At 48.1% G+C, this 26,481-nt stretch carries 25 protein-coding genes; 18 read left to right on the plus strand and 7 right to left on the minus strand.

Annotated elements, in window-relative coordinates; all coding sequences use genetic code 11:
• Positions 1-83 precede the first annotated feature (83 nt).
• Positions 84-719 (plus strand): hypothetical protein, encoded by a 636-nt coding sequence (locus ACOJUN_RS18200; protein WP_422133324.1) that lies wholly within the window; start codon positions 84-86, stop codon positions 717-719.
• Positions 720-752: 33 nt separating this feature from the next.
• Entirely contained in the window at positions 753-1,301 is a 549-nt protein-coding gene (locus ACOJUN_RS18205; RefSeq protein WP_422133325.1) for a hypothetical protein, read from the plus strand.
• 607 nt (positions 1,302-1,908) lie between these two features.
• On the opposite strand, the gene ACOJUN_RS18210 is transcribed toward ACOJUN_RS18205, so the two are convergent.
• On the minus strand, positions 1,909-2,397 hold the full coding sequence (locus ACOJUN_RS18210) for a lipocalin family protein (protein WP_422137094.1): 489 nt from the start codon (positions 2,395-2,397) through the stop codon (positions 1,909-1,911).
• Between ACOJUN_RS18210 and ACOJUN_RS18215 the strand changes: the two genes are divergently transcribed.
• Together ACOJUN_RS18215 and ACOJUN_RS18220 are read left to right on the plus strand one after the other, a co-directional pair.
• Positions 2,372-2,710 carry a hypothetical protein gene (locus tag ACOJUN_RS18215; protein WP_422137145.1) on the plus strand — a complete coding sequence of 113 codons (339 nt, stop codon included), beginning with the start codon at positions 2,372-2,374 and terminating at the stop codon, positions 2,708-2,710. The genes ACOJUN_RS18210 and ACOJUN_RS18215 overlap by 26 nt on opposite strands.
• A gap of 24 nt (positions 2,711-2,734) precedes the next feature.
• Positions 2,735-3,280 (plus strand): hypothetical protein, encoded by a 546-nt coding sequence (locus ACOJUN_RS18220; protein ID WP_422133326.1) that lies wholly within the window; start codon positions 2,735-2,737, stop codon positions 3,278-3,280.
• A 177-nt stretch (positions 3,281-3,457) separates the two neighbouring features.
• Here the strand turns inward: ACOJUN_RS18220 and ACOJUN_RS18225 are convergent, their stop codons facing one another.
• Together ACOJUN_RS18225 and ACOJUN_RS18230 are read right to left on the minus strand one after the other, a co-directional pair.
• Entirely contained in the window at positions 3,458-3,748 is a 291-nt protein-coding gene (locus ACOJUN_RS18225) for a hypothetical protein (RefSeq protein ID WP_422133327.1), read from the minus strand.
• Between the two features lie 196 nt (positions 3,749-3,944).
• The gene (locus ACOJUN_RS18230; RefSeq protein WP_422133328.1) at positions 3,945-4,472 is read right to left on the minus strand and encodes a DUF2062 domain-containing protein; all 528 of its coding nucleotides are present in this window, start codon (positions 4,470-4,472) and stop codon (positions 3,945-3,947) included.
• 486 nt (positions 4,473-4,958) lie between these two features.
• On the opposite strand from ACOJUN_RS18230, the gene ACOJUN_RS18235 reads away from it, so the two are divergent.
• The 10 genes from ACOJUN_RS18235 to ACOJUN_RS18280 all read left to right on the plus strand — a co-directional run bounded on the left by ACOJUN_RS18235 (position 4,959) and on the right by ACOJUN_RS18280 (position 14,682).
• Positions 4,959-7,259, plus strand: a complete 2,301-nt coding sequence (locus ACOJUN_RS18235; RefSeq protein WP_422137095.1) for a DNA internalization-related competence protein ComEC/Rec2 — start codon at positions 4,959-4,961, stop codon at positions 7,257-7,259.
• Between the two features lie 131 nt (positions 7,260-7,390).
• Positions 7,391-8,020, plus strand: coding sequence for a MotA/TolQ/ExbB proton channel family protein (locus ACOJUN_RS18240; protein WP_422133329.1), 630 nt, complete (start codon positions 7,391-7,393; stop codon positions 8,018-8,020).
• Positions 8,020-8,448 carry an ExbD/TolR family protein gene (locus ACOJUN_RS18245; protein ID WP_422133330.1) on the plus strand — a complete coding sequence of 143 codons (429 nt, stop codon included), beginning with the start codon at positions 8,020-8,022 and terminating at the stop codon, positions 8,446-8,448. Before ACOJUN_RS18240 ends, ACOJUN_RS18245 begins: the two co-directional genes overlap by 1 nt.
• A 96-nt stretch (positions 8,449-8,544) precedes the next feature.
• Entirely contained in the window at positions 8,545-9,606 is a 1,062-nt protein-coding gene (gene lpxK, locus ACOJUN_RS18250; protein WP_422133331.1) for a tetraacyldisaccharide 4'-kinase, read from the plus strand.
• The gene (locus ACOJUN_RS18255) at positions 9,587-9,808 is read left to right on the plus strand and encodes a Trm112 family protein (protein WP_422133332.1); all 222 of its coding nucleotides are present in this window, start codon (positions 9,587-9,589) and stop codon (positions 9,806-9,808) included. The genes lpxK and ACOJUN_RS18255 overlap by 20 nt, the downstream gene beginning before the upstream one ends.
• Entirely contained in the window at positions 9,808-10,599 is a 792-nt protein-coding gene (gene kdsB, locus ACOJUN_RS18260) for a 3-deoxy-manno-octulosonate cytidylyltransferase (protein ID WP_422133333.1), read from the plus strand. Before ACOJUN_RS18255 ends, kdsB begins: the two co-directional genes overlap by 1 nt.
• Before the next feature lie 25 nt (positions 10,600-10,624).
• Positions 10,625-11,107, plus strand: coding sequence for a low molecular weight protein-tyrosine-phosphatase (locus ACOJUN_RS18265; protein WP_422133334.1), 483 nt, complete (start codon positions 10,625-10,627; stop codon positions 11,105-11,107).
• A 3-nt stretch (positions 11,108-11,110) separates the two neighbouring features.
• Positions 11,111-12,124: a UDP-N-acetylmuramate dehydrogenase gene (murB, locus tag ACOJUN_RS18270; RefSeq protein WP_422133335.1), complete on the plus strand. Its 1,014-nt coding sequence runs from the start codon at positions 11,111-11,113 to the stop codon at positions 12,122-12,124.
• A 171-nt stretch (positions 12,125-12,295) separates the two neighbouring features.
• Entirely contained in the window at positions 12,296-13,753 is a 1,458-nt protein-coding gene (locus ACOJUN_RS18275) for a L,D-transpeptidase family protein (RefSeq protein ID WP_422133336.1), read from the plus strand.
• A 164-nt stretch (positions 13,754-13,917) separates the two neighbouring features.
• Entirely contained in the window at positions 13,918-14,682 is a 765-nt protein-coding gene (locus ACOJUN_RS18280; RefSeq protein ID WP_422137096.1) for a DeoR/GlpR family transcriptional regulator, read from the plus strand.
• A gap of 196 nt (positions 14,683-14,878) precedes the next feature.
• Here the strand turns inward: ACOJUN_RS18280 and ACOJUN_RS18285 are convergent, their stop codons facing one another.
• A complete protein-coding gene (locus ACOJUN_RS18285) occupies positions 14,879-15,244 on the minus strand; it encodes an RING finger domain-containing protein (protein WP_422133337.1) in 366 nt (121 codons plus the stop codon).
• A gap of 299 nt (positions 15,245-15,543) precedes the next feature.
• Positions 15,544-18,495 carry a ribonuclease E gene (gene rne / locus ACOJUN_RS18290; protein ID WP_422133338.1) on the minus strand — a complete coding sequence of 984 codons (2,952 nt, stop codon included), beginning with the start codon at positions 18,493-18,495 and terminating at the stop codon, positions 15,544-15,546.
• Between the two features lie 571 nt (positions 18,496-19,066).
• Here rne and rluC point away from each other — a divergent pair.
• The 3 genes from rluC to ACOJUN_RS18305 all read left to right on the plus strand — a co-directional run bounded on the left by rluC (position 19,067) and on the right by ACOJUN_RS18305 (position 21,858).
• On the plus strand, positions 19,067-20,050 hold the full coding sequence (gene rluC / locus ACOJUN_RS18295; RefSeq protein ID WP_422133339.1) for a 23S rRNA pseudouridine(955/2504/2580) synthase RluC: 984 nt from the start codon (positions 19,067-19,069) through the stop codon (positions 20,048-20,050).
• 76 nt (positions 20,051-20,126) lie between these two features.
• Complete coding sequence (locus tag ACOJUN_RS18300) at positions 20,127-20,789, plus strand: HAD family hydrolase (protein WP_422133340.1); 663 nt, start codon at positions 20,127-20,129, stop codon at positions 20,787-20,789.
• A gap of 82 nt (positions 20,790-20,871) precedes the next feature.
• Positions 20,872-21,858, plus strand: a complete 987-nt coding sequence (locus ACOJUN_RS18305) for a S49 family peptidase (RefSeq protein ID WP_422133341.1) — start codon at positions 20,872-20,874, stop codon at positions 21,856-21,858.
• A gap of 313 nt (positions 21,859-22,171) precedes the next feature.
• On the opposite strand, the gene ACOJUN_RS18310 is transcribed toward ACOJUN_RS18305, so the two are convergent.
• Positions 22,172-24,364 (minus strand): WD40 repeat domain-containing protein, encoded by a 2,193-nt coding sequence (locus tag ACOJUN_RS18310; RefSeq protein ID WP_422133342.1) that lies wholly within the window; start codon positions 24,362-24,364, stop codon positions 22,172-22,174.
• A gap of 475 nt (positions 24,365-24,839) precedes the next feature.
• Between ACOJUN_RS18310 and ACOJUN_RS18315 the strand changes: the two genes are divergently transcribed.
• Positions 24,840-25,082, plus strand: a complete 243-nt coding sequence (locus ACOJUN_RS18315) for a hypothetical protein (RefSeq protein ID WP_422133343.1) — start codon at positions 24,840-24,842, stop codon at positions 25,080-25,082.
• A gap of 178 nt (positions 25,083-25,260) precedes the next feature.
• On the opposite strand, the gene ACOJUN_RS18320 is transcribed toward ACOJUN_RS18315, so the two are convergent.
• On the minus strand, positions 25,261-26,319 hold the full coding sequence (locus ACOJUN_RS18320) for a porin (RefSeq protein ID WP_422133344.1): 1,059 nt from the start codon (positions 26,317-26,319) through the stop codon (positions 25,261-25,263).
• Between the last annotated feature and the right edge of the window lie 162 nt (positions 26,320-26,481).

Consider the following 26,481-nt stretch of genomic DNA (forward strand, 5'->3'; position numbering starts at 1 on the left):
TTACCTCCTCGTTTTGTTATTTTGAACAAAAGAATAAAAATATTGTCTAAAGGTATAGGTGGTTTATAAGGTAGTAATCAAAAATGAATCTTGACCTAAGCATATCAGCCAAAAGTACGGAAAGTATAACAAGAGAGCATTGTAATTCAGCTTCTAAACAAGAATTGTCTGGTAATTTTTCACATTATACTGTGAGAGGGGTTGCTGAGAAGCTTGCAAAGCGTTTTCCTATTTCGGAAATAACAAATCTTACTCCAGAAACAACTTTCTGGTTCACTAACGAGTATCCGGGTGGTATTAGAGGCAGTGAGCTTTCATTAGTCAGTACGATAACCGGGCTTCGTGAATTATGCCCCATAAGCGCAAGAAGAGTATCAATTGTCACGGGTGAGTCAGGCTTATTATCTTGTATTCCTGAGCTTTCATCTATATCAGAGTTAATAATACAAGTTGACATTGATCCAGTACTTTTGAATTTTACTGGAGAGTTGCTAAAGAATTTAAGTAATTTAACTTCGGTTAATTCAAAAAAGTATTATGAGGTGGTTCATTTATCTTTGGATTTTTTAAAACGTAAAGGGATTCCCATTGAGATATACGAATCAAAAGTTCTGAAATCTGCTGAAATGTACAAAGAAGCAATGGGAGAGCTGCACTGCTTTTCATCTCAAAGACGATTTGATGAATTTAAGTCAGCCTTGAAAAAAAATGCTATATAGGCTGTAGAAGCAAACTATTTTTCAGAAAAAGACATGGCCAGTTTATTTAAAATGCTGGTGGGAGAAGGACTTGAAGTGTCTTATTTCAATATTTCCAATGCCTATGAATACTTGTTTGATTTCTATGACATGAGCCCTTATGTTGGATTGGTTAAGGGGCTGGAAAGTATCGCTTACATGAGAGCTATGCCTCTCGCTGAAGATGCAGTTTGTGCTTATTCTTCCCTTCTTTCAACTCACCACCACACTGGTACCAGCAGGAAAGATTTATTTTTTGACCGATTGCATAAAATAAATAAATCAAGGGCTTTATGTAAGATAAATCTGTTTTCCGGTACGAATGGATCTGATGCAGATAATATCACTTCTGCCTGTGTAGCATTAGCCAAAATTGATTGTATGAAGGTAAAAACAGCTATGTGTTTTTTAAGGCTGCTTTTGGCGAATATTACTAAAGAGGAATCTATCGCCTTGTCTTTCAAGGTGGCAGAAATAGATCAAATTCTAACAGAAAATAAAATGTATGACTCTGAGTCCGGAGATAAATTTATGGAAGTAATCAGAGCTTCGACAAAAAAATAAAAGTCATAGGCTTATGTTTTCGTCTCTATCACTCAACGTATCTTGAGTTGCTGTATTAGAAATTTTCTTTTCGTTTTTGCTTTAGGGGTGTTGCCGGTAGTTGAACTTTGACAAGGTATGCCATTGGTGCTTAATCCAGTTTATCGGAATCAAAGAACAACTGTCTTTAAACGTAGAAGTGAGTACTTGCGCCTGATAATGTTTGTTACATACCTTACTTGCCGAACTTTAAAACGGTAGAGCATTGCGTGAACATGAAGGCAAAGAGTGCCCCCATCCTTGAATTGATGAACGCCAGATCTGGCAATAAAGTAAATGTTTCCACCCGCTGAGACATAGATTCCGTATTTTACCTCGCTGTAATCTTCCGTTTGAAAATAAATAAAATGATAGGAATTCATTTCCAGTCGAATACTGGAAAGCTGATTGTGACTGTGCTGGCGACCAATGGTAATTTGAGCGATCGAGAATCCTCGCCCAGAGTGAAGCGACGAGCGGGGAGTGTCAGATATTTGAATATGTTAAGCATGATCCAGCTGGGTAGGTGGCCAGCCGAAGGATTGAGAAAGTTGCGCGTTCTCAGCCCTGACGGTTTTGTTTCTGACTATCACTGTTTGACCCATATTAACTGGTCAGTATCAAATCCGAGCTTAGCGGATTGTTGGATAAACCGTTCTTTTAACTTCTGGCTCACTTCAGGGGTTCGGGACAAAAGCCATAGATAATGCTTGTTATAACCGCTGACAAAAGCGTACTGGTAGTCCTTTTGGTCCAGTTCGAAGATGACATAAGAGCCATAAAAGGGGCCAAAGAAAGAGACTTTTAAATAGCCTTCATCACTGTGTCGAACGAACTTTGCCGTGCCTGTTGCCTGACGGTATTCATCGTCTTTTTCAGAGTAGCCAGAGTTGATCACTTTGACAGAACCATCCCGTTGTAGGGTGTATTCGGCAGTGACCTGACTCAGTCCTCGCTCAAAGGAGTGATCCAGTCGGGCAATTTCAAACCACTTGCCCATATATTTTTCGATGTCAAAAGGTTTTACTGGCTTTACGTGTTCAGGAATTCCTGTGCAGCCTGAAAGTAGTGCGAACATAGCCAGGCAGGCAATGAGTTTCACAAGTAGTCATCCTCTTTTTATTCATGGTAATGATATGGGGATTTTAGGGGATTGGAAGCAATTAAACATCTATTGTCGTGAAGATGGGGTTTCCCCTCTGTCCAGAAAGATTATTGACCTTTACGTCCTGGGCAGCATCGCCAACGAATTGATGATTATGGTACTGATGGATTTATGCCAGAATTCGTTGGCTTTCGATCGAGACAATAATAACCACCCTGTATTAGCAGAACAGACCTTATCTTTCGCCTATCCTGAAGAATCTGGTCAATACGCATTAACGCTCTGATTCCTGACGAAAAGGTAAAATATCATGAAAAGATACTGGTACAGCCTATGGGCTATTCCACAGCTGGTTTTTGCCATTGGCTTTGAGTTCCCACCTTATCCTAACTACGACACAATGCCCCCGCCACATGTATTTGGACATGCGATTACTCCTTGCGCCATTCCAGCAGGGACCTACAGGCTTGACGCTAAATATCTGGCCAAATTGCATAACATAGGCATTAACAAACTCCTCCTGAAACTGCATGTGAATCCTGGCGGTCTTATGATTTTGACCCTGCAACTGGTTCCTGATGGCAGAGAAGAGTATTTTTTGGTTAATCCCTATGGCAACTCAGCGGATTTGGCCAACCTGTGCAATGGTAACCATTTCAGTTTTTGGTTTCAGAACATCAATCTTCATGGGAAGACGCTAAGTGGGGAGATTAATGGTGAATTCACAGGAAAGGGTTCTAAGAGTTATCTGACAGTGCGAGGTGTTGTGGAGAGGTATGATCCTTCATGGCAATCAAAGGTGACTATAAAGCTTTCTAACCATCGAATGACGCTTGCATATCCTTACGTAGAATAAGGGTGGAGCCATGGATGGCTATCAATAACGATGATGTGAGACTTATGTTTGGGCATGCAGCTGCAGCCCTGAATTTTATCGGGTCCATCAATGGGGAGCTTGCTGGAAGGAAGGCTATATGGATTGGCACCCAGCACAAACTGCACTTCAGCGGAAGTGCAGCTCGGGAAGTATCGATCAGCTATCGTTCATATACTGGCTTGGATCAATGTAGATACCCAGCGAGCGTTTGTCGATACGCTTTTCATTGCTCTGTTCTTTATAGCGGAAGACGATGGTATCGCCCACATTAACATCCAAGGTCTTGTCGGCTGAGAGGTACTTATACTCATCATCGGATATGGTCAGTGTATGAATGTAATAATCGGGCATACCCAGCCAGTCACTGTGAGGGCCTTCGGTGCTGATGTTCTCAAGCACACCGCGACCTTCCAGCTTTGGCTTGCGCTTTTGGAAGCTTCTTTGCATGGCAGTATTTGGATTACCGAGAAGTCAAAAAAAGTTTTCGAAACGTGAGTGCTTTAACTCATGGCGATAACTATAGGAAGACAGCGATCTCCTGTCCATAGTAATAGAATAAAAATGTCGCATTTTAAGTGAAATTTACCCTTTTATAACCCTGGACTGGAATACTGGCCATAGGGAAACTTGGGCAAAGAAGGGTCTATGACTTTTTGCATATTGTACGTTTGCGTCGCTGGCGCCAGTTGTGAACGACATTCCAGCGCCAGTATAGCCTGATCAGCAGGTAGCCAAGAAAACCCAGAATTACACCGGTAACTAATGAACCCAGATACAGAGGTTTCCAGATTCTGGCCAATTCAACACCCACGCTATGTGCCGAGAGCTCAAAAGAGGTTTCGCTGATGGGGACATCCAGAATATAGCATCCCACCTTATAGGTGAAATAAAATATGGCTGGCATAGTGACCGGATTGGTGATCCAGACCAGAGCCACCGAGAGGGGCAGGTTGCAGCGGAATACAACGGCCATGGCAGCAGCCACAACCATTTGGAAAGGGATGGGGATAAAAGCACAAAACACACCCACAAAAAAAGCACTGGCTGCAGAGCGTCGATTCAGGTGCCAGAGGTTGGCGTCATGGATAGTACTGCCCAGAAACCGAAGATGTCGGTTGTTCTTAATGGTTCCCGGATCCGGCAGATAGCGTTTTATCAGTTTCCTCGCCATGTCCCTTAACTGTACTCTTTCTTTGATCTGAGACTGATTTCCAGTCTTCAGTGTGGAAATACCGTTCCATAAGCAGCGAATCAAGTTTAGTGATTCTCACCTTAAAAGTCGGTCGTCTCCGGTTGTTTTGATCAGGCAATCTTGTGAGTGTTTATCACTCAGCCTGTCATTGCCTTGCAGAATTGGTTGGTTAAAAGCCATCTAACCAGCACACCTTTCAGCATAATCCAATCTTGATGACTATGCTGAGAGCCTGATCCAAGCGTTAAACTCATCATGGGTCTGACCCTTGTCTTCTCTGCAAAAAGCGCGACATTATGCACTGATTAAATGAAACACACTATCAATCTTCCCACAGGGTACTGTAGCTATTTATCGGGAATAGTGCTGACGGTTCTTTTTCCGACAATACCAGGCGATATGTCTATCAGGGTTATCGGCGTCCTGGGCGTGCTGTTGATTATAACGGGGCTGCTGTCTGTCATCATGGAGGCTGGAGCCGTCCAAACCGCAGATTCAGTGCCATTAAGCAGAGTGTCGAGATTCCGGAGATTTTATAAAGTTTATCGAAGCCTTCGGAGCATTTTGCCCGGTGCTAGTTATTTCCCGAATGATTTTTCGGTGCCTGTTCTCCTTTATGTCGGGTTGGGGTTAATAGGAATCTTTACAGGATTTTTACATGCTGATGGGCTTAAGAAGAGCTGGATCAACACGGAGCAAGAAAGTAGAGCGATGATAGTAACAGGATTTATCTCTGATATTCCTGCTTATCACCCGCATCTTACCCGCTTTGATTTTAATGTGAAAACGCTGGAGGGAGAGACTGCCGGGTATCTTAAAAAGATTCGACTCAGCTGGTACCGGGCACCTGAAGTTCAGGCTGGAGAGTTATGGACATTACAGGTTCGGATCAAGCACCCTCACGGCAATCGAAGTCCCGGGGTTTTCGACAGAGAGGCCTGGGCAGCCAGAGAGAATATTCAGGCTACGGGGTATGTCAAAACAGGTGAGAAAATAGCGACTTCAGATAGCATGGTTTTCTTCAGAAGTCGCCTTAGAAGTGCTGTGCGACACTGGCTCTATCAACATTGCAGCGAGCATTCTGCTGGCTTGTTATCGGCGCTGTTAATTGGTGACAAGTCAGGAATCTCTCAGCAGCAATGGCAGTGGTTGAATCAGACGGGTACCACTCATTTAATGGTGATCTCGGGTCTGCACATAGGTCTTATGGCAGCAGCAGGTTACTGGTTAATGATGATGCTGGCACGAACAGGCGTTGTTCCTCTGAGGAAGATTACCTTACCCCGGTACGCCGCTGGAGCAGGGCTCCTGTTTGCCCTGATGTATGCCTTTATGGCAGGTTTTACGGTACCGGTTCAGAGAGCACTGGTGATGACCGGTCTGGCATTATCAGGCCCTTTACTGGGTATTAAAGCCAGACCCCTGACGTTGTTCCTGTTGGCGCTTTGTGTCGTATTGTCTATCGAACCTCTGGCTATAACCAGTGCCGGATTCTGGTATTCCTTTTCGGCGGTGGGTATTTTGCTTTTCGGTTGTTGTGGACGGCTTTGCATGAAAGCTGATGACGATGTCAGTATGGGAGGCAGGTCGAAGCTCTGGCTGAAACCTCAATGGCTGGTTTTCCTGATGCTGGCTCCCATGTTGTTATTCAATGAGCAGTCAGTATCTCTGTTTTCACCGCTGATTAATCTCGTTGCGATTCCTGTTATGGGACTGCTGGTCGTGCCAGCAGCTTTTCTTGCTTTGGCCCTTCAGCCTGTTTTCACTTCGGTCTCTAACGGGATTCTTCATTTTCTGGATGGTGCTTTCAGGTTATGGGATATGGGATTAGCCGCCGTGTCATCATTACCAGTCTTTATGCCCGAGGTCAGCATAGGACTGATACAAGTTGTCCTGATGGCAGCAGCTGTATTGATTCTGGCTTCACCCAGAGGGCTTGGGTTAAGAGTGCTTTTCCCCTTTTTTCTTCTGCCTCTGTTTTTCCCCATCAAGGATTATCCTGAAACAGGTGAAGTGAAAGTAGCCGTACTGGATGTGGGGCAGGGTGTTGCAGTGGTCTTGCAAACTCGTCGAAAGACACTGCTGTATGATACCGGAGTGGCTTCCAGAGGTCGTTTCAACTCGGTGGATGGCATCATTGTTCCTTACCTTAATCGCTTTGGTATTGACCGGGTGAACCGTGTCATGATTTCCCATGGTGACAATGATCATTCCGGTGGGCTTGACGTGATTCATCAGCGATATCCTGAAGCAGAGATTATTTCAGGCTCTGCGGTTGCCGGGTTTGAAGGGGCAATGAGTCCCTGTCTGCCCGGAATGAAATGGCAATGGGATGGAGTGGCGTTCGAGGTATTGTCAGGCAGTCGGTTATCGGTGACTGATAATGAGCGATCCTGTGTTTTGAAAGTGACAGCAGGCACTGAAAAGTTGCTCCTGACCGGCGATATTGGCAAAAAAACCGAGTCTTATTTAATCAGTCAGGTTGAAAACCTTGAGGCAGATTATCTTCTGCTTCCCCATCATGGCAGCCGCTTTTCAGGCTCAAAGGCGTTTCTATCTCAGGTCAACCCATCACAGGTATTGGTGTCATCGGGTTATCGAAATCCATTTGGACACCCGGCGGCAGAGACCCTGAGCCGGGTTGAACAACTGGGAGCGACTCTCTTCAACACGGCCAGTTCAGGAACCCTCAGCTTTGTTATGGGGAAGGAGCCTGAGACCGTGAAGAAATACAAAAGTGAAAGTGCCAGATACTGGTGGCGCTGAGGAGGGGGTCTCCAATGTTTGCACTCGTGTTGTTGGCAATATTAGGGTTGATACGCAGGTGTGCGTGGTTTTAAACCGATGCTCTGTGATAAAGTCTTTCCATTAAACAGGCTTCTGGAAGGGAATGAGCTGTGTTCGAGTTGGTGAAATCCGGTGGTTGGCTGATGTTGCCAATCCTGCTTAGTTCTGTCATTGCCATGGCGATTATTTTTGAACGTCTCTGGACACTCAGACCGTCGCGTATTGCGCCCAGAAATACCTTGTCTCAGGTCTGGAAGTGGATAAAGAATAATGATCTGGACAACAAGAAAGTCAGTGGCTTGAGGGGTGGGTCACCGTTGGGTGAAATCCTTGCTGCAGGCATCAGTAATGCCCGCTATGGCCGCGATATCATGAAAGAAAGTATTGAGGAGCAGGCTGGCAGGGTTATCCATGAGCTGGAGCGTTATCTCAATACTTTGGGAACGGTGGCTGCCATTGCCCCTTTACTGGGCCTGCTGGGCACGGTTATTGGCATGATTGATGTGTTTACAGTGATCATGCTGGAAGGGACAGGTAATGCCGGTGTGCTGGCCGGGGGGATCTCCAAAGCCCTGATCACCACTGCAGCCGGTCTGACCGTTGCGATTCCCAGTCTGATCTTTCACCGTTATTTTACCCGTCGTGTGGATGAGCTGGTGGTGACCATGGAGCAGGAAGCCACCAAGCTGGTGGAAGTGCTTCAGGGAGAGCGTAAGCTGAAAGACCGCGAGGGCAAGTGATGAAATTTCGTCGCCAGTCCCGGGAAGAAGTCTCGCTGAACCTGACACCGCTGATTGATGTGGTCTTTCTGTTGCTGATCTTCTTTATGGTCTCGACGACCTTCACCAAAGAGACCCAGCTGGCCATTGATTTACCGGAAGCCAGTGGCGAGCAGAGCGCGTCTGTTGAGAAAACTCAGGTGGAAATTACCATCAGCCGTGAAGGTCATTATGCGGTGAATGGCCAGTCTCTTTTGAACAATGGTTTGGAGACATTGAAAAACGCTCTGGCAAAAGTCAGTGAGGGAGACTCCAATCTGCCTCTTACTATTACGGCAGACGCCAAGACACCTTATCAGTCAGTAGTCACCGCCATGGATGCTGCCGGTCAGCTCGGTTTTGCCAACCTCAGTATGACAACGCGCAAACCAGTAGAATCGGAACAGTAAGGGTAAATGAGCCTGAAAGGCCTGTTACCTCTGGTACAAACGCAGTCACGAAAGACTGCGTTGGCATTTTTTTCTTACGAGAGCAACTGACCCCTCATGGAAAGCAAGGAATCTCGTCGTTGGCAGGCAGTATTCAGTGACTCGGTTCTCAAGTCATGGTATGGCTGTGGGTGCTGGACCCGACTGTTGCTTCCATTGTCCTTTTTATACGCTCGAATAGCCCAAAACCGCAGGTTAAAACTAGAGCGCTCCGAGCGCTGGCAGTCGCCTGTTCCTGTTGTTATCGTTGGCAACATTACGGTAGGGGGCACCGGTAAAACGCCTTTTGTGGCCAGTCTGGTGGCAAAATTAATCCAGCAGGGATTCAAGCCCGGGATTGCCAGTCGAGGCTTTGGGGCCGGAAAGGGTATTCATTTACCCGCAGAAGTATTGCCTGACTCTGATCCTGCTCTGGTCGGGGATGAGCCTGTGATGTTGGCTCAGCAGTTGAATATTCCGGTTATGATCGACCCGGATCGGGTTTCAGCAGCGAAGGCGTTGATTGAACAGAAAAATTGTAATCTGATCATCGCTGATGATGGCCTTCAGCACTATAATCTTGATCGCCATGTTGAATTGGTGGTGATTGATGGCCAGAGAATGCTGGGTAATGGTCTTATTCTGCCTGCCGGACCTCTCAGGGAACCCCCTGGCAGACTCCGGGAAGTAGATCAGGTGCTGATCAATGGCGAGCCCTCCGGAACGCTGGATTGTCACTCTGAGCATTTTTCCCTTGAGCCAGGTGTGCTTAAGCCTGTCAATGGGCAAAAAGCAGATCTGCCTCCTGCCTCCGGAAAAATACATGCAGTGGCAGGCATAGGTAATCCTGAGCGCTTTTTCAGAACGCTGGAAAAGCTCGGGTATGAGGTGATTCCCCATCCTTTTCCCGATCATTATGGGTTCAGGAAAGAAGATTTTCAGTTTCGGGACAATCTGCCCGTTATCATGACGGCCAAGGATGCAGTAAAATGTTCCGCTTTCGCAGAATCCCGTTTCTGGTTTCTGCCGGTCCAGGCACAGGTGCCTGAGCCGGTTTTTGAACGAATTCTGACACTGATTGAAACTCGAGGGCCGCAGAGCCGGCCTGATAAGGATACCCATGGACAAGAAGCTGTTTGAGATTCTGGCCTGTCCCCACTGCAAGGGCAATCTGAAATACGACAAATCAGCGGCTGAGCTGATTTGTCGTCCCTGCGGCATGGCCTATCCCATTCGTGATGGTATTCCTGTTATGCTGGAAAACGAAGCCCGCACCCTGACTGCTGATGAGCGGCTTGAAGGTGGTGAGGCGACTTCTTCCCAAGAGGATACGTCAGCCTGATGAGTGCTTCCAATGCTGCGTTTACTGTTGTTATTCCTGCCCGATTCAGCTCCAGTCGTCTGCCCGGCAAGCCGCTGATTGATATCTGTGGTAAGCCCATGATTCAGCACGTCTATGAGCGGGCCTGTGAGAGCCACGCCACTCGCGTCATTATCGCGACGGATGATGAGCGTATTGTCAAAGTGGCTGAAAGTTTCGATGCCGAGGCCTGCATGACGCTCTCCGGCCATCCTTCCGGAACCGATCGTCTTCAGGAGGTTACCCGCCTTTATGAGATGGGTGACAATGAGGTGATTGTTAACGTGCAGGGGGATGAGCCACTGATTCCGGCAAAAGTCATTAATCAGGTGGCTAATAATCTCATCCAGGCTGACTCGGCCGGTGCTGCGACCCTTTCGGAGCCTGTGCGAAATCGGGAAGATCTGTTTAATCCCAATGTAGTCAAGGTAGTAACTGATCATGAAGGGTTTGCTCTCTACTTCAGTCGTGCTCCTGTGCCATGGGCCAGAGATGACTTTGCTGACAGTGCTAAAGTTCTGCCTAAGGTGGATATTTTCAGACGCCATATCGGTATCTATGCCTATCGTGTCAACCTGCTGAATCAATACGTACAGTGGCAACAGAGTCCGGTTGAGTCCGTTGAGTCGCTTGAGCAGTTGCGACTGCTCTGGAATGGTCATCGTGTTCATGTGGCTGACGCCATGGAGACACCTCCCCACGGGGTTGATACGGAAGATGATCTTGAAGTGATCAGGGGGCTCATGGAGAACAGGCTGGCAGATATTTCCTGATTGGCAGCCAAGCAAGGGTAAAAGAATGATTCGGGTACTTTTTGTCTGTCTGGGTAATATTTGTCGTTCTCCCACCGCTCACGGTGTGTTTGTTCATTTAGTGGAGCAGGCCGGTTTATCTGGTCAGATCGGGGTGGATTCAGCCGGTACCAGTAGCTGGCACAAGGGAGCAGAGCCCGATGGCCGGTCAATAGCAGAAGCTTCACGTCTGGGCTATGATCTGTCGTTTATTCGTTCACGGCAGGTCTTGACCTCCGATTTTCAAGAGTTTGACTATGTGTTGGCCATGGATGAGAGTAATCTCCGGGATTTGCTGGATATCTGCCCGCCTGAGTACCGCCATAAAGTACAACTTTTTCTGTCTTTCAGTGATGTTTCGGAACGTGAAGTGCCTGATCCCTATTATGGTGGGGCGCAGGGTTTTACCGAGGTGCTGTCTCTGGTTGAGAAGGGCGGGGCGTCACTGTTGGAGCACATCAAACATCATGATCGGAGTGAATTGCGGTAGTTCATGAGAATTCTTGAAAATTATTCCCTCCAGACCCTGAACACCTTTGGTTTCAGGGTCAATGCCCGTTATTTCGTTGATGCCGTTTCGGTTGAGAATCTCCGCGAGGCCATTGCTTTTGCAAACACAAAGAATCTACCCCTCGTTCCCCTGGGTGGTGGTAGCAATCTGGTGTTAAGTGGTAATCAGGAGGCTCTGTTTGTCCATATCAATATTCCTGGCAAAAAGGTGATCTCCCGTGAAGATGAATGTGTCACCGTGACAGCGGGAGCGGGTGAGAATTGGCATGAGTTTGTCCGCTGGACTCTGTCTGAACAGGCGTTCGGGTTTGAGAACCTCTCCCTGATTCCGGGGAGTGTTGGAGCAGCACCGATTCAGAACATTGGGGCCTATGGCGTTGAAATCAAAGATTACTTTCGCAGTTTGGAAGCACTGGATATCCAGTCCGGAGAACTGAAAAGCTTTTCTCTTGAGGATTGCCGGTTTGGCTATCGTGACTCAATCTTCAAGCAATCAGCTCGAGACCGCTTTATAATCACGTCTGTTTCGTTTGCTCTTGATGCCAGATGGTCGCCCAAACTCTCTTATGGTGATTTACAGCAGGAAGTAGAGCGGCGCTCAGACGGAAACCCTGATGCTCTTGTGATCAGTGAGGCTGTCTCTGATATTCGCAGGGAAAAATTGCCTGACCCTCTGAAACTGGGTAATGCCGGTAGCTTCTTTAGGAATCCTGTAGTGAATGAAGCACTTTTGAAGAAGATACAGGCAGATTACCCTGATATCGTCGCTTATCCCTTTGAAGGCCGCTGGAAGTTGGCCGCTGGCTGGCTGATCGACAGGGCGGGTCTGAAAGGTTTTCGTCAGGGATCGGTAGGCACTTATCACAAGCAGGCTCTGGTACTGGTCAATCATGGTGGAGCAGAGCCCGATGATTTGCTGGGGCTGGCCAAGCATATTCAGTCCGTGGTTCGTAATAAATTTGGCGTCGAGCTGGAGATGGAGCCAAGAGTCTATTAATTTCTTGAGCTTTTCCAATCACGAGTGCCAGTTTTCTGGCATTCCCCTTCCCTTCTGATGATAAAGAAAAACTCCCTTTTTCAGGCTGTCTACTCTTAAGAAAGTGCGAGATGTTTTCTGTTCGATGAAAGCCTTTTATGCAGTGAGGCTTGTACTGTAAATGGAGCTTTCATGCGTGTTTTTCTATCGTTAGTATTGCCGTACCTCTTTGTTAACCTATCTGCTACAACCGTGTCCGCCGAGGACTGGTTATCAGTCCCTTCAGTATCTTCAGATCCCGAAATCCAAATCAAGAGTGAAGGGTATTCACAAGCTGCTTCCAGTGAGCAGTTGATCAGCTGGATGTCGACAGCACCCCTGCATGGTATTGAATTTCCACAGAGTCAGTGGTTGCAGCTGGCGATTGATCCCTCCGAGCAGAATGTTCGAAAAGTCGCTTACGAATTTGCGGCTTATCTGGATACCGGGCGACTGGACAGAAGGGTTTATCAGCCGGGGTGGAGAATTGCAGACACAGCTACTTTGCCTGTATTGCAGGAGCATATGGACTCTAACTCGCTTGATATGATTGAGCCCAGGCTGCCGCAATATGAGTTGTTGATGAGAGCGCTACAACGGTTTTATACCTATCTGGAGACGGCTGCTGATCACTTTCCGTCCAGTATGGTGCTGCAAGAAGGGGATCGGCATCCTTCCATTTTGATTCTGAACCAATGGTTATTTGATCTGGATCTGGCTGATCGTCTGCCGACAGGGTATTACAGTCGATCCCACATGTCAGTGGTCAAGACATTACAGAAGCAGTATCGAATTCGTGCAGACGGATATGTAGGTGAGCGCACTCGTCAGGCTCTGATTGCATTAACCCTTCAGAGAATCAAAGTCCTGAAGGTGAATATGGAGCGAATGAGGTGGATGCCCAGATCCTTGCCTTATCCTCATGTGCTGGTGGATATTGCCGGTTTTAATGTGGCCTGGGTGACGAGTCAAAGAAAACAGAGGCTTTATCGCGCCATTGTTGGCAAGCCTTCTCGCCAGACTCCGATTTTTCAGGAAAGTATAGAGAGTATTACAGTGAATCCATACTGGCGGGTACCTAGCTCTATTTCCTCGACTTCGATATTGAGGAGGGCTCAGAAAGATCCTGCATTCCTGAAACGTGAGGGTTTTTCTGTGTATGAAAGTTGGAAGTCAACTGCAAGAGAGCTGGATCCTGACACGATTAACTGGAAAAAATACAATCGCAGAGTCTTTCCCTATCGTCTGGAGCAGAAGCCGGGGAAGGTGAATCCACTGGGCAAATATAAGCTCGACTCTCCCAATGCCTACAGTATTTACCTGCATGATACTGACAAGCCGGATCTTTTTAAGGAATCTGTCAGAGCCTTCAGTTCCGGTTGCACCCGGGTTGAAAATATTGAACATTTAATTGGCAATATTCTTAAAAGCCAGGGAATGGAAAATGAAGCAAGGACTTTGCAAGCCACTTCGGAGACGGGCAAGTTAAAACTCAGAAAGCCTGTTCCACTCTATTTTGTTTACTTCACTGCCTGGCCAGACAGTCATGGTCGTGTCCGCTTCAGGCAGGATATCTACAATCTGGATGATGCATTGCTGTCCGGACTGTAATTGCAACCACTGGAGACGTTCGAATTTTCTTCGCCACGAGCATTTGAAGTTGGTATCCTGAAGGGATTGATTGGAATATCTCCATGGATTGACACTCTGCTGCGCAGGGTGTTTTAGCTGACAAGAGTTTTCGGATGACTGCCAAGACAGCTGCTGTATCTTCTATACCTCAGACCCATCGTCAGGAATTGATTGTTGATTTGATTCGTCAGCATGGCTTTATGACGACCGATGAATTGGTGCAACACTTTAAAGTGGCTGCCCAAACGATTCGCAGAGATTTGAATGAGCTGGACAAAAAGAACCTGATCTCAAGGCATCACGGTGGTGCAGGTATGCCGTCCAGTAGTACAGTCAACACGGCTTATTCAGAGCGCAAGATGAGCCTGAGTGAAGAAAAGGCTTGTATTGCTGCCGAGCTGGTAAAAAGAATCCCCGATGGTGCATCACTGTTTATCAATATCGGTACTTCAACTGAAGCTGTGGCCAGGGCATTGTTGAATCACAAGGCGTTAAGAGTCGTTACCAATAACCTTCATGTGGCGTCAATTTTGCTACAGCGCGAAGACTTTACCGTTGTCATTGCAGGGGGGGAAGTCCGTAATCGTGATGGCGGTATTGTCGGTCAGGCAACCCGGGATTTTATTGAGCAATTCAGAGTGGATTATGCCGTCATGGGCATCAGTGGCATCGATATGGACGGTGCCCTGATGGACTTCGATTACCATGAAGTCAGGGTCGCTCAGGCCATGATTGGTAATGCCAAACACTGTTTCCTGGCAGCGGATCACAGTAAATATGGTCGCAGTGCTATGGTCAGGCTGGGTCATCTTGAGCAGATTGATGTCCTGTTCACGGATGTTGAGCCACCTGAGCCGCTTAAAGAGGTTATGGCAAATTGCGCGATAGAGATGGTAATTTGCGAATAACGGATCACTGTCGCTCATAAAAAGTGCTTTTACTCAAAAAAAGGTTAATGGTTAAAGAGAACCAAAAAGCACTTGTAGCCATACCAGATTAAATTTTCATCCGTTAAAGGACTTTCAACCATATACTAACCAGAATCCGGCGGACTTTCAGGTGAAGAAGAACAAGCTCTTATCTCAGGGATTAAAGTCCGCTAGCTTATATGCTATCGCTATTTATGAAGTTGACGCGAGCTTGAAACAACAAATTTAACATATACAAAGGATTAAGGTCTGGACCCTCCGGGTGCTGGATAGATGTGACGTTACCAGCTTCTATCAAGAAATGAACAAGTGAGTCCTCTCGCTGGGTTGTCCTTTCCTTGAGGGGAGTCCTACACATAGGACATACATCACCATGCTCTAGCCAGGTTACCAGGCAGGATGTGTGAAAATTGTGGGCGCATTTGGTAACCGATACTTCTTTTTCTGCAAAACTAAAATAACAAACAGGACATTCGTCCTCTTTCATATATTCAGTAGCGGGCCAGTAATATTGGTCAGAAGGGCTCGTGATTACGTTCATAATATTTACTCCTGTTTACTTGGCTTATATTTTTTAGACCTGCGTTATCTCTTTTAGTTCCCTGGTCCTCTGCATTTTTGGTGGTTATTGAAAAGCGGTAACGATGTAATCGGAGTTGCAACGTCAATCGTGTTTTCCAACTCCCGTAATAAGCATGAAGTTATGAGCTTTAAGACAAGCAAGGAGAGGCATGGCCTCTCCTTTTTTTATGGGTGTCATTACAATCTGACAGTGTTGAAATGATGAACTCTCATCACTGGAGTCATAACAGCCCGATGATAGTTCACCGGGCTTGATGATTAATTTTCCTGTGATGCAGAGACAGCAGGTTGCTCATCTTCAGTTGGTTTGCTTTCGGTCTGCAGGGCTGTTGAAGCCTGCTGTTGCTCCTGACGACGCTTCATGCGAGGGTCGTTGTGAGCCCTGCTGCGTCTGCGGCGGGGGGCAGGTTCTTCTTTCTTGCTGAACTCAACAACATTTGATGTTGGCTCGGCTGCATCTTCGGGTTCGGCAGCTTTGCTTGCCTCCTGCTTTTGAGGTGCAGCTTCAGCAACCGGTGCCGCAGTGGCTTCCCTGCTGCTCTCAATTGCTGGAGCTGCGGGCTTGGCAGGTTCTTCTGCTTTTGCGACTGTGGGCTCAATGCTTTGCTGAACCGGAACATTTGGCTGCTGAAGAGGGGATGCTTCCCTGTGGCTGCTGGCAGCGACTGCCTTGGCCATTTCAGTCATGCGAGGCGCTGCAGTTTCAGGTGCCTCAACAACTGGTGGGTTAGCAGGTCGGGTATCTTCAGCCTGAGGCTTCTGCCCGTTGGCAGGAGCTGCCTTGCTAACCGCTTCCTCAGCCTGTCTTGTTGCTGTCGTTTCGGCAATAGCATCGACCCTTTCTGGCTGGTGGGATGCTTTCTGTTCAGATTCTCTGGCAGCCATCTTTTCAGTCGGTGCTTTCAGTGGGGCTTCTACTTCCTGAGAGGCCCTTAGGTCCTGCTGAAGAGCCGGTTTAGCACTCTGTTTTTGAGAGGTCTGTTCTACAGGTTCTTTTACAGCTGCACTCGTTCTGGCGGCAGCAGGTTGCGATGGTACTTCCGTCTTGCCTTCTTCAGGCTGAGACAGAGAGGGTAGTGAGGGCTGTTCCAGTTGGCTACGATCTCTCTGGGAGGGACGGTTGTTTCTTCTGCGATGTGCAGAGCCGGGACGACGACGGCGACGGTTATCTTCCTGCTGCTCGGAAATGGCCTGATCCTGATGTTTCTGATCTGTCAGAGGCTCACGGCGATCTCTTCTTTCCTGTTGCTGGCGACGAGAGCTGCGCACCTCCGGCTGCTGGCGAGCAACGCGTTCCTGACGGGGCGAGTTGTCTCTTCTCTCGTCCTGTTGGCGACTACTGCGACGGCGCTCATTCCGAGCCTGACGATCATCAGCCTGCTCTTTGCGGTGCGGTGGCTTGTTGCGTTGCTGGCGTTGGCCACGATGATCTCGCTGCTGAGAGTCGCGCTGTTGATTATTGCGATCTCTTGGCTGGCGCTGCTGAGGAGCAGGCTTTTGGGTTTCAGCCTGGGTAGGCTTTTGTGAGGCTTCTTCGGCCGTAAAAAGACCACCAATTGCTTTGACAAAAGACTTCAGCAGGCCTTGTTTTTCAGCCAGAGCGGGTGCGGGTTGAGATGGAGCTACGTTTTTAACCGCCGCTTCCTGACGTGGAGTTGCCCTGGTCTGTGAAGAGGTTACTTTTTCTTCCTGTGGCTCGTCGGCAGTGATGATTTCGTAGCTGCTCTCGGAGCCTTCCAGCACGTGATCATCTCTCAGACGCTGTACGTCGTAATGCGGTGTTTCCAGGTTTGGATTGGGAATCGCAACAATGCGAATCTTGTGACGCTTCTCAATCTTGGCGATGGTCTGGCGTTTCTCATTCAACAGGAAGGCAGCAACAGCGACCGGCACCTGGGCACGGATTTCAGAAGTCTTGTCTTTGAGAGCTTCTTCTTCCATCAGGCGCAGGATTGACAGGGCCAGGGATTCAATATCACGGATAGTGCCCTGGCCAGAGCATCTTGGGCAGACCACACCGCTGGTTTCACCCAGTGACGGGCGCAGACGCTGGCGAGACATTTCCAGCAGTCCGAAAAGAGAAATACGTCCGGTCTGCACGCGTGCGCGATCCATGGAGAGTGCCTGACGAATGCGATTCTCGACTTCACGCTGATTGCGGTTGTGGCTCATGTCGATGAAGTCGATCACGATCAGCCCGCCGATATCACGGAGCCTGAGCTGACGGGCGATTTCATCGGCCGCTTCCAGGTTGGTGTTGAGTGCCGTTTCTTCAATATCGCCACCACGGGTTGCCCGGGCGGAGTTAATATCTATGGAAACCAGGGCTTCAGTGGGGTCAATGACAATGGAACCACCCGAAGGCAGCTCAACTTCACGCTGAAAAGCTGTTTCGATCTGAGATTCGATCTGGAAGCGGTTGAACAGCGGGATGCTGTCTTTGTATAGCTTGACCTTGTGCTGGTACTGGGGCATAACCTGCGTGATGAAATCCACTGCTTCGTCAAATACGCTGGATTTGTCGATCAGAACTTCGCCAATGTCCTGACGCAGATAGTCCCTGATTGCCCGGATAATGACGTTGCTTTCCTGGTAAATCAGCATAGGTGCTGGCTTTTGTGCCGCATCCTTGATGGAACTCCAGAGTTGAAGCAGGTAATCGAGGTCCCACTGCAGTTCATCTCCGGAGCAACCGAGACCTGCTGTGCGGACAATAACACCCATTTCGGAAGGGATCTTGAGGTTGCTCAGGATTTCACGGAGTTCAGCCCGTTCATTACCCTCGATGCGACGCGAAATGCCGCCGGCTCTTGGGTTGTTGGGCATCAGAACCAGATAACGACCGGCCAGACTGACCAGCGTCGTGAGAGCAGCGCCCTTATTGCCGCGCTCTTCCTTATCTACCTGAACAATGACTTCCTGCCCCTCTTTGATAACGTCCCTGATGTTGGGGCGACCACCTTGATGAGGGGAGCTGAAGTATTCCCTGGAGATCTCCTTAAGGGGGAGGAATCCGTGACGTTCAGCACCAAAATCGACAAAAGCTGCTTCCAGGCTGGGTTCAACCCGGGTGATTTTTCCTTTGTAGATGTTGGCTTTTTTCTGTTTACGAGCGCCGGACTCGATGTCCAGATCGTAAAGGCGCTGGCCATCAACCAGCGCGACGCGCAACTCTTCAGACTGAGTTGCGTTGATTAACATTCTCTTCATAGAGTACCGAATACATTAAGAGGCTATCCTCTCAAGCCGGCACTGCCCGTTTTCTTGTCTTCCGGTCCGTCACTGATGCGGAACTGCCGGTTTATAATCTGTGCTATCAGGGTTACTTCCCAGTACTTCTTTAACCAGCTTTGTAACTATTTAGCATCAAACCGGTGACCAGGTCTTAATTCAGACGGGTCACCCTGGGCGGGGAAATTCAGTTTTACCGGGAATTTTCGGCGTTTATCGATAGCGATTGGCTCGATAAAAAAGTAGGCCGATTATAATGTCAATCTTCCCGGAGTTCTCCTCACGCCCGGAATCCGGGGGTGCACTGCTTGACAGAGAGTAGCGCTGTTTATCTTACACGGCTGGGCCGTGATGGTGTTTCATCTGTCCTGAGTGTCATCGGCTCTGGTTCAAGTGGCTTTATGGCTCTTTCGTACTTGCCAATTCCGCTGTCGGCCGCTCTCAGGATTCGTAAATCGAACTGCCTACTCGTATATGCATAAGGCAGTGCAACAACTATACCAGTAATCTGTAAGTGCTTCAAATGACGGAAAGCTGATACTATAGCGCAATGGATAGACATCAGAACGACTCCCGGCAAGCCGGAGAACCCCGCCCAGCGGTAAAAATGATCAATATTGACAGCGAAGATGCCGGGCAACGGGTCGATAATTATCTGGTACGGATTCTCAAAGGTGTGCCCAAAACCCGGGTTTACAGAATCATCCGTAAAGGTGAAGTACGAGTAAACAAAAAGCGCGTAACTGCAGATTACCGGCTTCAGGATGGAGATCTGTTAAGGGTTCCACCTGTCAGGATTTCTGAAAAGGCTCCCATGGCAACGCCTGGGGCTGTTATTATCCAGAAGCTGGAAGATGCCATCCTCTATGAAGACAAATCTCTGATTATCATCAATAAGCCAGCCGGTATTGCTGTTCATGGTGGCAGTGGTATCTCCTATGGCGTTATTGAGACTTTGAGAAACATCCGTCCTCAGGATCGAAGTTTGGAACTGGTGCATCGTTTGGACCGGGATACCTCGGGCTGCCTGATGATTGCCAGAAAGCGAAGCATGCTTCGTTATCTTCATGCTCAGCTGAAGGAAGATAAAATCAGTAAAATCTACAACGCCCTCGTCCTGGGTCGCTGGCCGAGCAGGAAAGTTCTTGTGAATGCCCCTTTGCTGAAAAATACCCTTCGATCCGGAGAGCGGATGGTGACGGTGGATTTAGAGGGTAAGCGTTCAAAAACCCTTTATCAGGTGCTTGAGAGATTCAGTTGCGCCAATGAAGCAGCCACTCTGGTAGAGGCCAGTCCGGTTACCGGTAGAACGCACCAGATCAGGGTGCATTGTCTGCACGCCGGGTACCCGATTCTTGGAGATGATAAATACACGCCAGATGAAGATAATAAACGATTCAGGCAGTTCGGGTTGAAGCGACTGTTTCTTCATGCCGCCAAACTAAAGCTGGTTCTGCCGGATGGCCAGTCTTTGACAATTGATGCCCCTTTGCCGGAAGATCTTGAGGATGTACTTGAGACGATCAGGAATTAATATTTTTTTGGATATTGATGGCGTCTTTTTTTTTGTGTTACAGACATCTGGACAAGCAGTAGAAGATTGATCAGGTATGAAGGAAAGAAAAGAGTATTCACTGGTTGTATTTGACTGGGATGGAACCTTAATTGATTCTGTGCCCAATATCGTAACCGCCCTGGTCAGGGCGGCAGAGAACATGGTGTTGCCTGTTCTTTCAAATGAGACTTATAAAAGCATAATTGGACTGAGCCTGGGGGAGGCGGTTGCAAGACTCTATCCTGAGCTGGATGACGGGCAGGTCGCCGCTTATCGTGAAGCGTACCGGTTCTTTCATCTTAAGCTGGAGCAGAAGCCATCCCGTCCTTTCCCCGGGGTTACCCGGGGGTTGGAGCATCTGAAAGGTACGAGGATCAAAATGGCGGTGGCTACGGGTAAAAAAAGAGCGGGCCTGGAGCGCTCAATGACCGCTAACGGTTACCAGTCATTCTTCGAGGCCAGTCGGACAGCCGATGATGCCCATTCCAAACCTCATCCGATGATGCTTGAACAGTTGCTTGCTGAGTTCGGTGTAACTGCAGATCAGGCGCTTATGGTTGGAGATTCCGGGTTTGATATGGCCATGGCTGCCAATGCTGGTATGGATAGTGTGGCAGTCACTTACGGCGCTCAGGATGAAAGCAAGCTGAAAGAGTATGATCCGGTGTATACGGTGGACTCTTTTGATGATTTGATTGATTGGCTGGGCAAACACTGACAGTCATAGAAAAAGAACTTTTTTTGTGCTCCGTTCGAATAAGGGACAGAGAAGTTTGTTGAAAATAGCAGGAGTGAGTTGAGTGAGTAGTTCATGGAATGAGAGTGATGACTATGAACAGTCAGGTGATAAAGAAGGGCGTGCCTGGAAGCTGGTTGAGAACCTGGCCCAGGGTGCTTTGAAAGAGCAGCGTCGTGCACGTCGCTGGGGGATTTTCTTCAAGCTTCTGACTTTTATCTGGTTGTTTGTATCCGTTGGTGTTTTCTACAACGCCATGCATGTAGATCTTTCTGGTGCTCCAGCCAGTGCATCCCATACTGCCCTTGTAGAGTTGGACGGTGTTATCGGAACCGATGATGTCAATGCCGACTCTGTGGTTACCGGGCTGCGTGCAGCCTTTGAAGATAAAGGTACCAAGGGGGTTATTCTTCGTATTAACAGCCCCGGTGGCAGCCCGGTTCAGTCTGGCTATATCTATGACGAGATCAGGCGGCTGAGAGGCTTGTATCCTAAGACTCCCCTCTACGCAGTAGTCATGGATATCGGTGCTTCTGGTGGCTACTACGTGGCGGCGGCGGCAGATAAGATTTATGCAGATAAAGCCAGTCTGGTCGGTTCCATTGGAGTGATTTCTTCCGGTTTTGGCTTTGTCGAGGCTATGAAAAAGCTGGGCGTGACCCGCCGTAACTATACGGCAGGTGAGTTCAAAGCCTTCAATGACCCCTTTCAGCCCGAGGACTTTGAAGCGACTCAGCGCTGGCAGCAGTCTCTGGATACGATCCACAATCAATTTATTAATGTCGTAAAACAGGGGCGTGGTGATCGTCTGTCTGATAATAAAGATATCTTTTCCGGCATGGTCTGGACAGGAGAACAGGCAATAAAACTGGGTTTGCTGGATGGTCTGGGTAGTGCCGGTTATGTAGCACGCGAAGTAATTGGTGAAGAAGAAATTGTCGACTTTTCTCTGCGTTTGACTCCTTTCGAGCGTTTTGCGAGAGATTTTGGTGCCGGGGTTGCTTCGACTGCGGTTAAGGTGCTTGGGTTGAACTCCTTATCGTTGCAGTGATGTTTTTCGAGTAAGACCCATCGTGCTTTCTAACTCCCGGGATGAGCATGGATATTTGAGCCTTAAGGCAAGGCGACGATCGCCAACGCAGGATTAAGGCTCAAATCTTCAGTGCAATAGGGAATTAGAAAGTTCGATTGGTATAATTAAACTTGGAAAGGCCAGCGATTTGCTGGCCTTGTTTGTTGCAGATCCAGTTGAGATCAGCTTTTCCAGCGTACAACGGAACCTCTGTCTTCTGGTCGTTTTTCAGTCTCTCTTTGAAGTTCCACTCACCCTGAATCCAGTCGTCACCCATGTCTACAGGATTGAATCAATTAGGCTGCTTGCCCACACTCCTCAGCAATTTAGTGACTCGTACTGTTTTGTCCTTACTGGTGGTCACCACATGGCGTTGATCGGCGCTGAAGGTGGCTGATGTGATTGGCCCCTCATGGGAAATGGTGGCTTTTTTTACCCATGATCCGTCGGCCATCTTGCCATAGACTATTGCTGTATGATCGTCACTGGCCGTTACTACATGGTTCCCATCAGCGCTGATGTTGGCTGATATGACCTTGTCATTATGGGAAATGGTGACTTTTTCTGTCCATAATTCATCGGCCCCCAGTTCATAAATTTTCGCCGTGTGATCGTCACTGGTGGTCACCAGATGGCGGCCATTGGCGCTGAAAGCGGCTGAACTGATTCGACCCTCATGGGTAATGGTGACTCTTTCTACCCATGATCCGTCGGCCATCTTGTCATAGACTTTGGCCGTGTGATCGTCACAGATGGTCACTAAGTGACAACCATCAGCGCTGAAGGTGGCTGATCTGACCTTGTCTTTATGGAAAATAGTGGCTTTTTCTACCCATGATCCATCGGTCTCCCTGCCATAAATTTTTGCTGTGTGATCGTCACTGGCGGTTGCCAGATGACGACCATCGGCGCTGAAGGTGGCTGAGTTGATCTTATCATTATGGGAAACGATGGTTTTTGCTTTCCATGATCCATCGATACCCCAGTCGTAGATTTTCGCTCTGTAGTCGTTACTGATGGTCACCAGGTGGTGCCCCTTGATGCTGAAGCTGGCTGAGTTGACAGGACCTTTATTAGAAATGGTGGTTTTTTCTACCCATGATCCATCGCCGTTCCGGCCAAGGATTGTCGCAGTGCCATTGTCCTTGATATCAATTACATAGAGGCCTTGCTCGCTATAGAGCGTTGAGCGGCTCCAACCAGTCACGGCGACGGTGTCTTCTTCTATCCATGATCCACTGGCCCCCCGGGTATACATTCTCAACCTGTTATCGCCACTGAGGATTATCAAATGGCGACCATCGTCACTAAAGCTGGCTGACTTCATGGGAGCATTATGCAAAATGGTATCTTCTTCGACCCATAATCCATTGAGTTTCTGATAGATTTTCGCCGTGTTATCGCTACTGAAGGTCACTGCACGACAGCCATCGGCACTAAAGATAGTTGGTTTGTCCAAACCATTATTGGAAATGGTGGTTTTTTCTACCCATGATCCCCCAGCTTTATGGCTGTGGATTTTCACCGTATGATCGTCACTGGTGGTTACGACATGTTTGTTGTCGGCGCTGAAGGTGGCTGAGTTGACCTTATCAGTATGGAAAATGGTGGTTTTTTCTTCCCATGATCCATCGACGTTCTGGCCATAGATTTTCGCCGTGTGATCGTCACTGGCGGTCACCAGATGGCTTCCATCGGGGCTGAGCTCAGCTGTCCTGATATTGCCAGTACGGTGAATGGTGGTTTTTTCTTGCCATGATCCATCGACCTCCTGGCCAAGGATTTTCACACTGTGATCGTCGCTGATGGTCACGACCTTGCTGCCATCGTCGCTGAATCTGGCTGATTTGATACGGCCACTATGGGAAATGGTGAGTTTTTCTTCCAGTGTTCCATCCTCTCCCAGAGCATAGATTTTCACCCTATGATCGTCACCAACGGTTATCATATGGCGGCCATCGGCGCTTAAGGACGCTGAGTTGATGCTGCTGTTATGGGAAATGCTGGTTGTCTCTAATTTAAATGTTTTACATTGAGACATCACTTTACTGACAGTGAAAAAGAACAGAGCAGGAAAATAAACACTCTCCCGGCGTTTCATGACTGAATCGATTAACGCCTCATCATCGGTAAAGCGCTGCAACCATTCAGTGAGCTGCTTGTCATCTTTGTTACTGAGTATTGTCTTTAATTGAGCCTGGTGTGAAGAGGGAAACCGGCCATACCAATTCTTTGCCAGAGTATCGCCTTGTTTGGTAGCGCCCTGAAAAAGGCGGGATGCTCTTTCTAAGCTGCTAACAGAGCGAAGATCCAGATATTTAAAAATTTCCGATTGTGCCAAGGGGGGCAAATTTGCCAATGAATGTTGTGGCTTATCAGGTGCTGTTACATGCTTCCCCGAACTGACTCCGGTCATTGTCTCTGACCGGGATTGCTTTGGTTCTGACAGGCCAACAATGCCGTAATTATCATTTATGCGAGTCATACTTGCTCCCTCCCTGGATAGATATTTTCCTGCAATCAAGAATGATATTCAGAGTTGATTTAGTAGATTAGAGTCTTTTTTGGGACAATAGTTCAAAAAAATAGAACCACATGCAAATTGGGTGATATGCTGATTTGCCATTAAGAATGAGTATTGATTAATGATTCTTATCGAATGAGCGTAAAACCCCGTACTTTGAGGACGGGGATGAAAGCTCGGCTTGCAGAGCAAGCCCCTTGTGCTACTTTACTATCCGTTAGGCGTTTTTAGCGATTACGCTACCTGACAGGAAAAGTAAAATACCTTCCGCTTTCTGCCCGTGTTTGTTAACAATCCGAAAGGTAGAGCAGATTGTCGAATAAGGTGTATGCCGCTATTGGGTAAGGTATACACTGCGGTCGGGCATGACCGTCTAGCTGTAGGAATCCCCGTCGTTCAGAGGGTGTCGCAAAACTCTCTCCGGCGTGGGAACGCGTTGACTCCCTTCATTGTCGGCTTCATTCTCGTCATTCCCGGCTTCATTCTCGTCATTCCCGGCTTCATTCTCGTCATTCCCGGCTTCATTCTCGTCATTCCCGCGAAGGCGGGAATCCACACTGACTCTCCACCAGAACCATACTGCCCGGTGTCCCCCTGGCCTTGTCATCCCCGAGAAGGCAGAGATCCATCGTTGGCGCTGGATTCCCGCCTTCGCGGGAATGACGACTTCAGAGCGTGAGAACGAGCTGTTGAAGTTTTGCGACACCCTCTTCACGGCGGGGAGGATGTCAAGCTGATGTTTAAAGGTCAGAATGTGTCTTTGTCATTGAGTGCTTGAGAAATTAAGGCTGAAATGGATTTCTGTAAAAAAAAGCCAGCGATTTGCTGGCCTTTTTCATGCTGTGTCTGATGGGCAATTAGAAGTAGTAACGCGCCTGCAGAGACAGGGTGTTGTCACCCTCTTTCTTGCCAGTATCATTTTTGCTGTCATCGATGGCGTATTCAACGGCAAACTGCATTGGGCCAGTTTCATAAATGGCGCCAATCATGGTTTCTTTCAGAGTTTCCTTAAACTGGTCAGTGGTTGCTGAACTGTTGTCTTTCAGCTCATTATAACCTGCTTCCAGAGAGAAACCCTGCAGAACATTGTTCATAGCCAGTCGACCATAAAGTTCAATACCCTTGGACTTGGCGTCGGCGTAGACGTCGACGTCGACGTTGATGTTGCCATTCAGTTGAGTTTTATTTGTCAGCTCGCCGTACATGGCAGCCAGGTACAGTCTTTCGTTTTCAAATTTCAAACCGGCAGTGGCGGACTTGGACTTTTCCTGGTCTTTATACTTGGTTTCAGAGTAAGTGGCACCTAGAGAGAGGCCCATGGCCAGATCATAGCTGGCAGAGATGCCATAACCATAATCACGCTGAGCACCTGATACCGAGTGATCTTCCATTTGGTATTGAAGACCGATGTTTAGACCGCCGAAGCTGTTACGGTACTGGATAACATCATCGGCTCGGGCAGTACCGTCTAAGTCGCCGCCGTTGCGACCGTCATAGATACCCAGAGCGCTACCACCACCGATGGCATACATGTCTGTCCAGCCGGAAACGTCATAAGTTACGCTCCAGTTTTTACCGGCAGCGAATGCACCCATTTCTTCATGGCTCAGGCCAACATAGCCCAGACGGTTAAAGAAGGTGTCTTTCTTCTCACCATTTTCGTATTCATCTTGAGCGTGGAAGCCCCACTCTGCAACACCCTGGCCGGTCCATCCACTGTCAAACTTGTGCGCGAATTTAAAATTAATACGAGCGCTGTCGTTATTCAGGGTGTTTTCGCCATCATTATTTTTGGCAACAACACCAACACGGCCACCAATACTCAGGCTGCTTGTGCCGTCGTCAAAAACGTTTACTGCCATTGCTGGACCTGCCACTGCGGTGGCTACTGCTGCGGCCAGAATCTTTTTGTGCATGGTTACGTATCCCAACTGATTGTGTGTTTAATGTTGAGCCAAGATTGTTATGTAGTTGTACTAACGGGTCACGTTGAAAGCATCAATGGTTATATCGAAATCGCGAATGTGCTAGTTGGCCGCTTAGTGTGTAAATTACTTATTGGTGAGTTCAATGGGCTG

This window comes from Endozoicomonas sp. ALD040 (assembly GCF_049275945.1).
Taxonomy (GTDB): Bacteria; Pseudomonadota; Gammaproteobacteria; order Pseudomonadales; family Endozoicomonadaceae; genus Endozoicomonas_A.

Bases quoted from the DNA above. Each gene is read 5' to 3' on its own strand.
- ACOJUN_RS18285 (WP_422133337.1), bottom strand. From the start codon at position 15,244: ATGAACGTAATCACGAGCCCTTCTGACCAATATTACTGGCCCGCTACT.
- ACOJUN_RS18220 (WP_422133326.1), top strand. From the start codon at position 2,735: ATGAAAAGATACTGGTACAGCCTATGGGCTATTCCACAGCTGGTTTTT.
- ACOJUN_RS18265 (WP_422133334.1), top strand. From the start codon at position 10,625: ATGATTCGGGTACTTTTTGTCTGTCTGGGTAATATTTGTCGTTCTCCC.
- lpxK (WP_422133331.1), top strand. From the start codon at position 8,545: ATGGAAAGCAAGGAATCTCGTCGTTGGCAGGCAGTATTCAGTGACTCG.
- rne (WP_422133338.1), bottom strand. From the start codon at position 18,495: ATGAAGAGAATGTTAATCAACGCAACTCAGTCTGAAGAGTTGCGCGTC.
- ACOJUN_RS18225 (WP_422133327.1), bottom strand. From the start codon at position 3,748: ATGCAAAGAAGCTTCCAAAAGCGCAAGCCAAAGCTGGAAGGTCGCGGT.
- murB (WP_422133335.1), top strand. From the start codon at position 11,111: ATGAGAATTCTTGAAAATTATTCCCTCCAGACCCTGAACACCTTTGGT.
- ACOJUN_RS18245 (WP_422133330.1), top strand. From the start codon at position 8,020: ATGAAATTTCGTCGCCAGTCCCGGGAAGAAGTCTCGCTGAACCTGACA.
- ACOJUN_RS18255 (WP_422133332.1), top strand. From the start codon at position 9,587: ATGGACAAGAAGCTGTTTGAGATTCTGGCCTGTCCCCACTGCAAGGGC.
- ACOJUN_RS18205 (WP_422133325.1), top strand. From the start codon at position 753: ATGGCCAGTTTATTTAAAATGCTGGTGGGAGAAGGACTTGAAGTGTCT.
- ACOJUN_RS18210 (WP_422137094.1), bottom strand. From the start codon at position 2,397: ATGTTCGCACTACTTTCAGGCTGCACAGGAATTCCTGAACACGTAAAG.
- kdsB (WP_422133333.1), top strand. From the start codon at position 9,808: ATGAGTGCTTCCAATGCTGCGTTTACTGTTGTTATTCCTGCCCGATTC.
- ACOJUN_RS18320 (WP_422133344.1), bottom strand. From the start codon at position 26,319: ATGCACAAAAAGATTCTGGCCGCAGCAGTAGCCACCGCAGTGGCAGGT.
- ACOJUN_RS18310 (WP_422133342.1), bottom strand. From the start codon at position 24,364: ATGACTCGCATAAATGATAATTACGGCATTGTTGGCCTGTCAGAACCA.
- ACOJUN_RS18235 (WP_422137095.1), top strand. From the start codon at position 4,959: ATGGAGGCTGGAGCCGTCCAAACCGCAGATTCAGTGCCATTAAGCAGA.
- ACOJUN_RS18300 (WP_422133340.1), top strand. From the start codon at position 20,127: ATGAAGGAAAGAAAAGAGTATTCACTGGTTGTATTTGACTGGGATGGA.
- ACOJUN_RS18275 (WP_422133336.1), top strand. From the start codon at position 12,296: ATGCGTGTTTTTCTATCGTTAGTATTGCCGTACCTCTTTGTTAACCTA.
- ACOJUN_RS18230 (WP_422133328.1), bottom strand. From the start codon at position 4,472: ATGGCGAGGAAACTGATAAAACGCTATCTGCCGGATCCGGGAACCATT.
- rluC (WP_422133339.1), top strand. From the start codon at position 19,067: ATGGATAGACATCAGAACGACTCCCGGCAAGCCGGAGAACCCCGCCCA.
- ACOJUN_RS18200 (WP_422133324.1), top strand. From the start codon at position 84: ATGAATCTTGACCTAAGCATATCAGCCAAAAGTACGGAAAGTATAACA.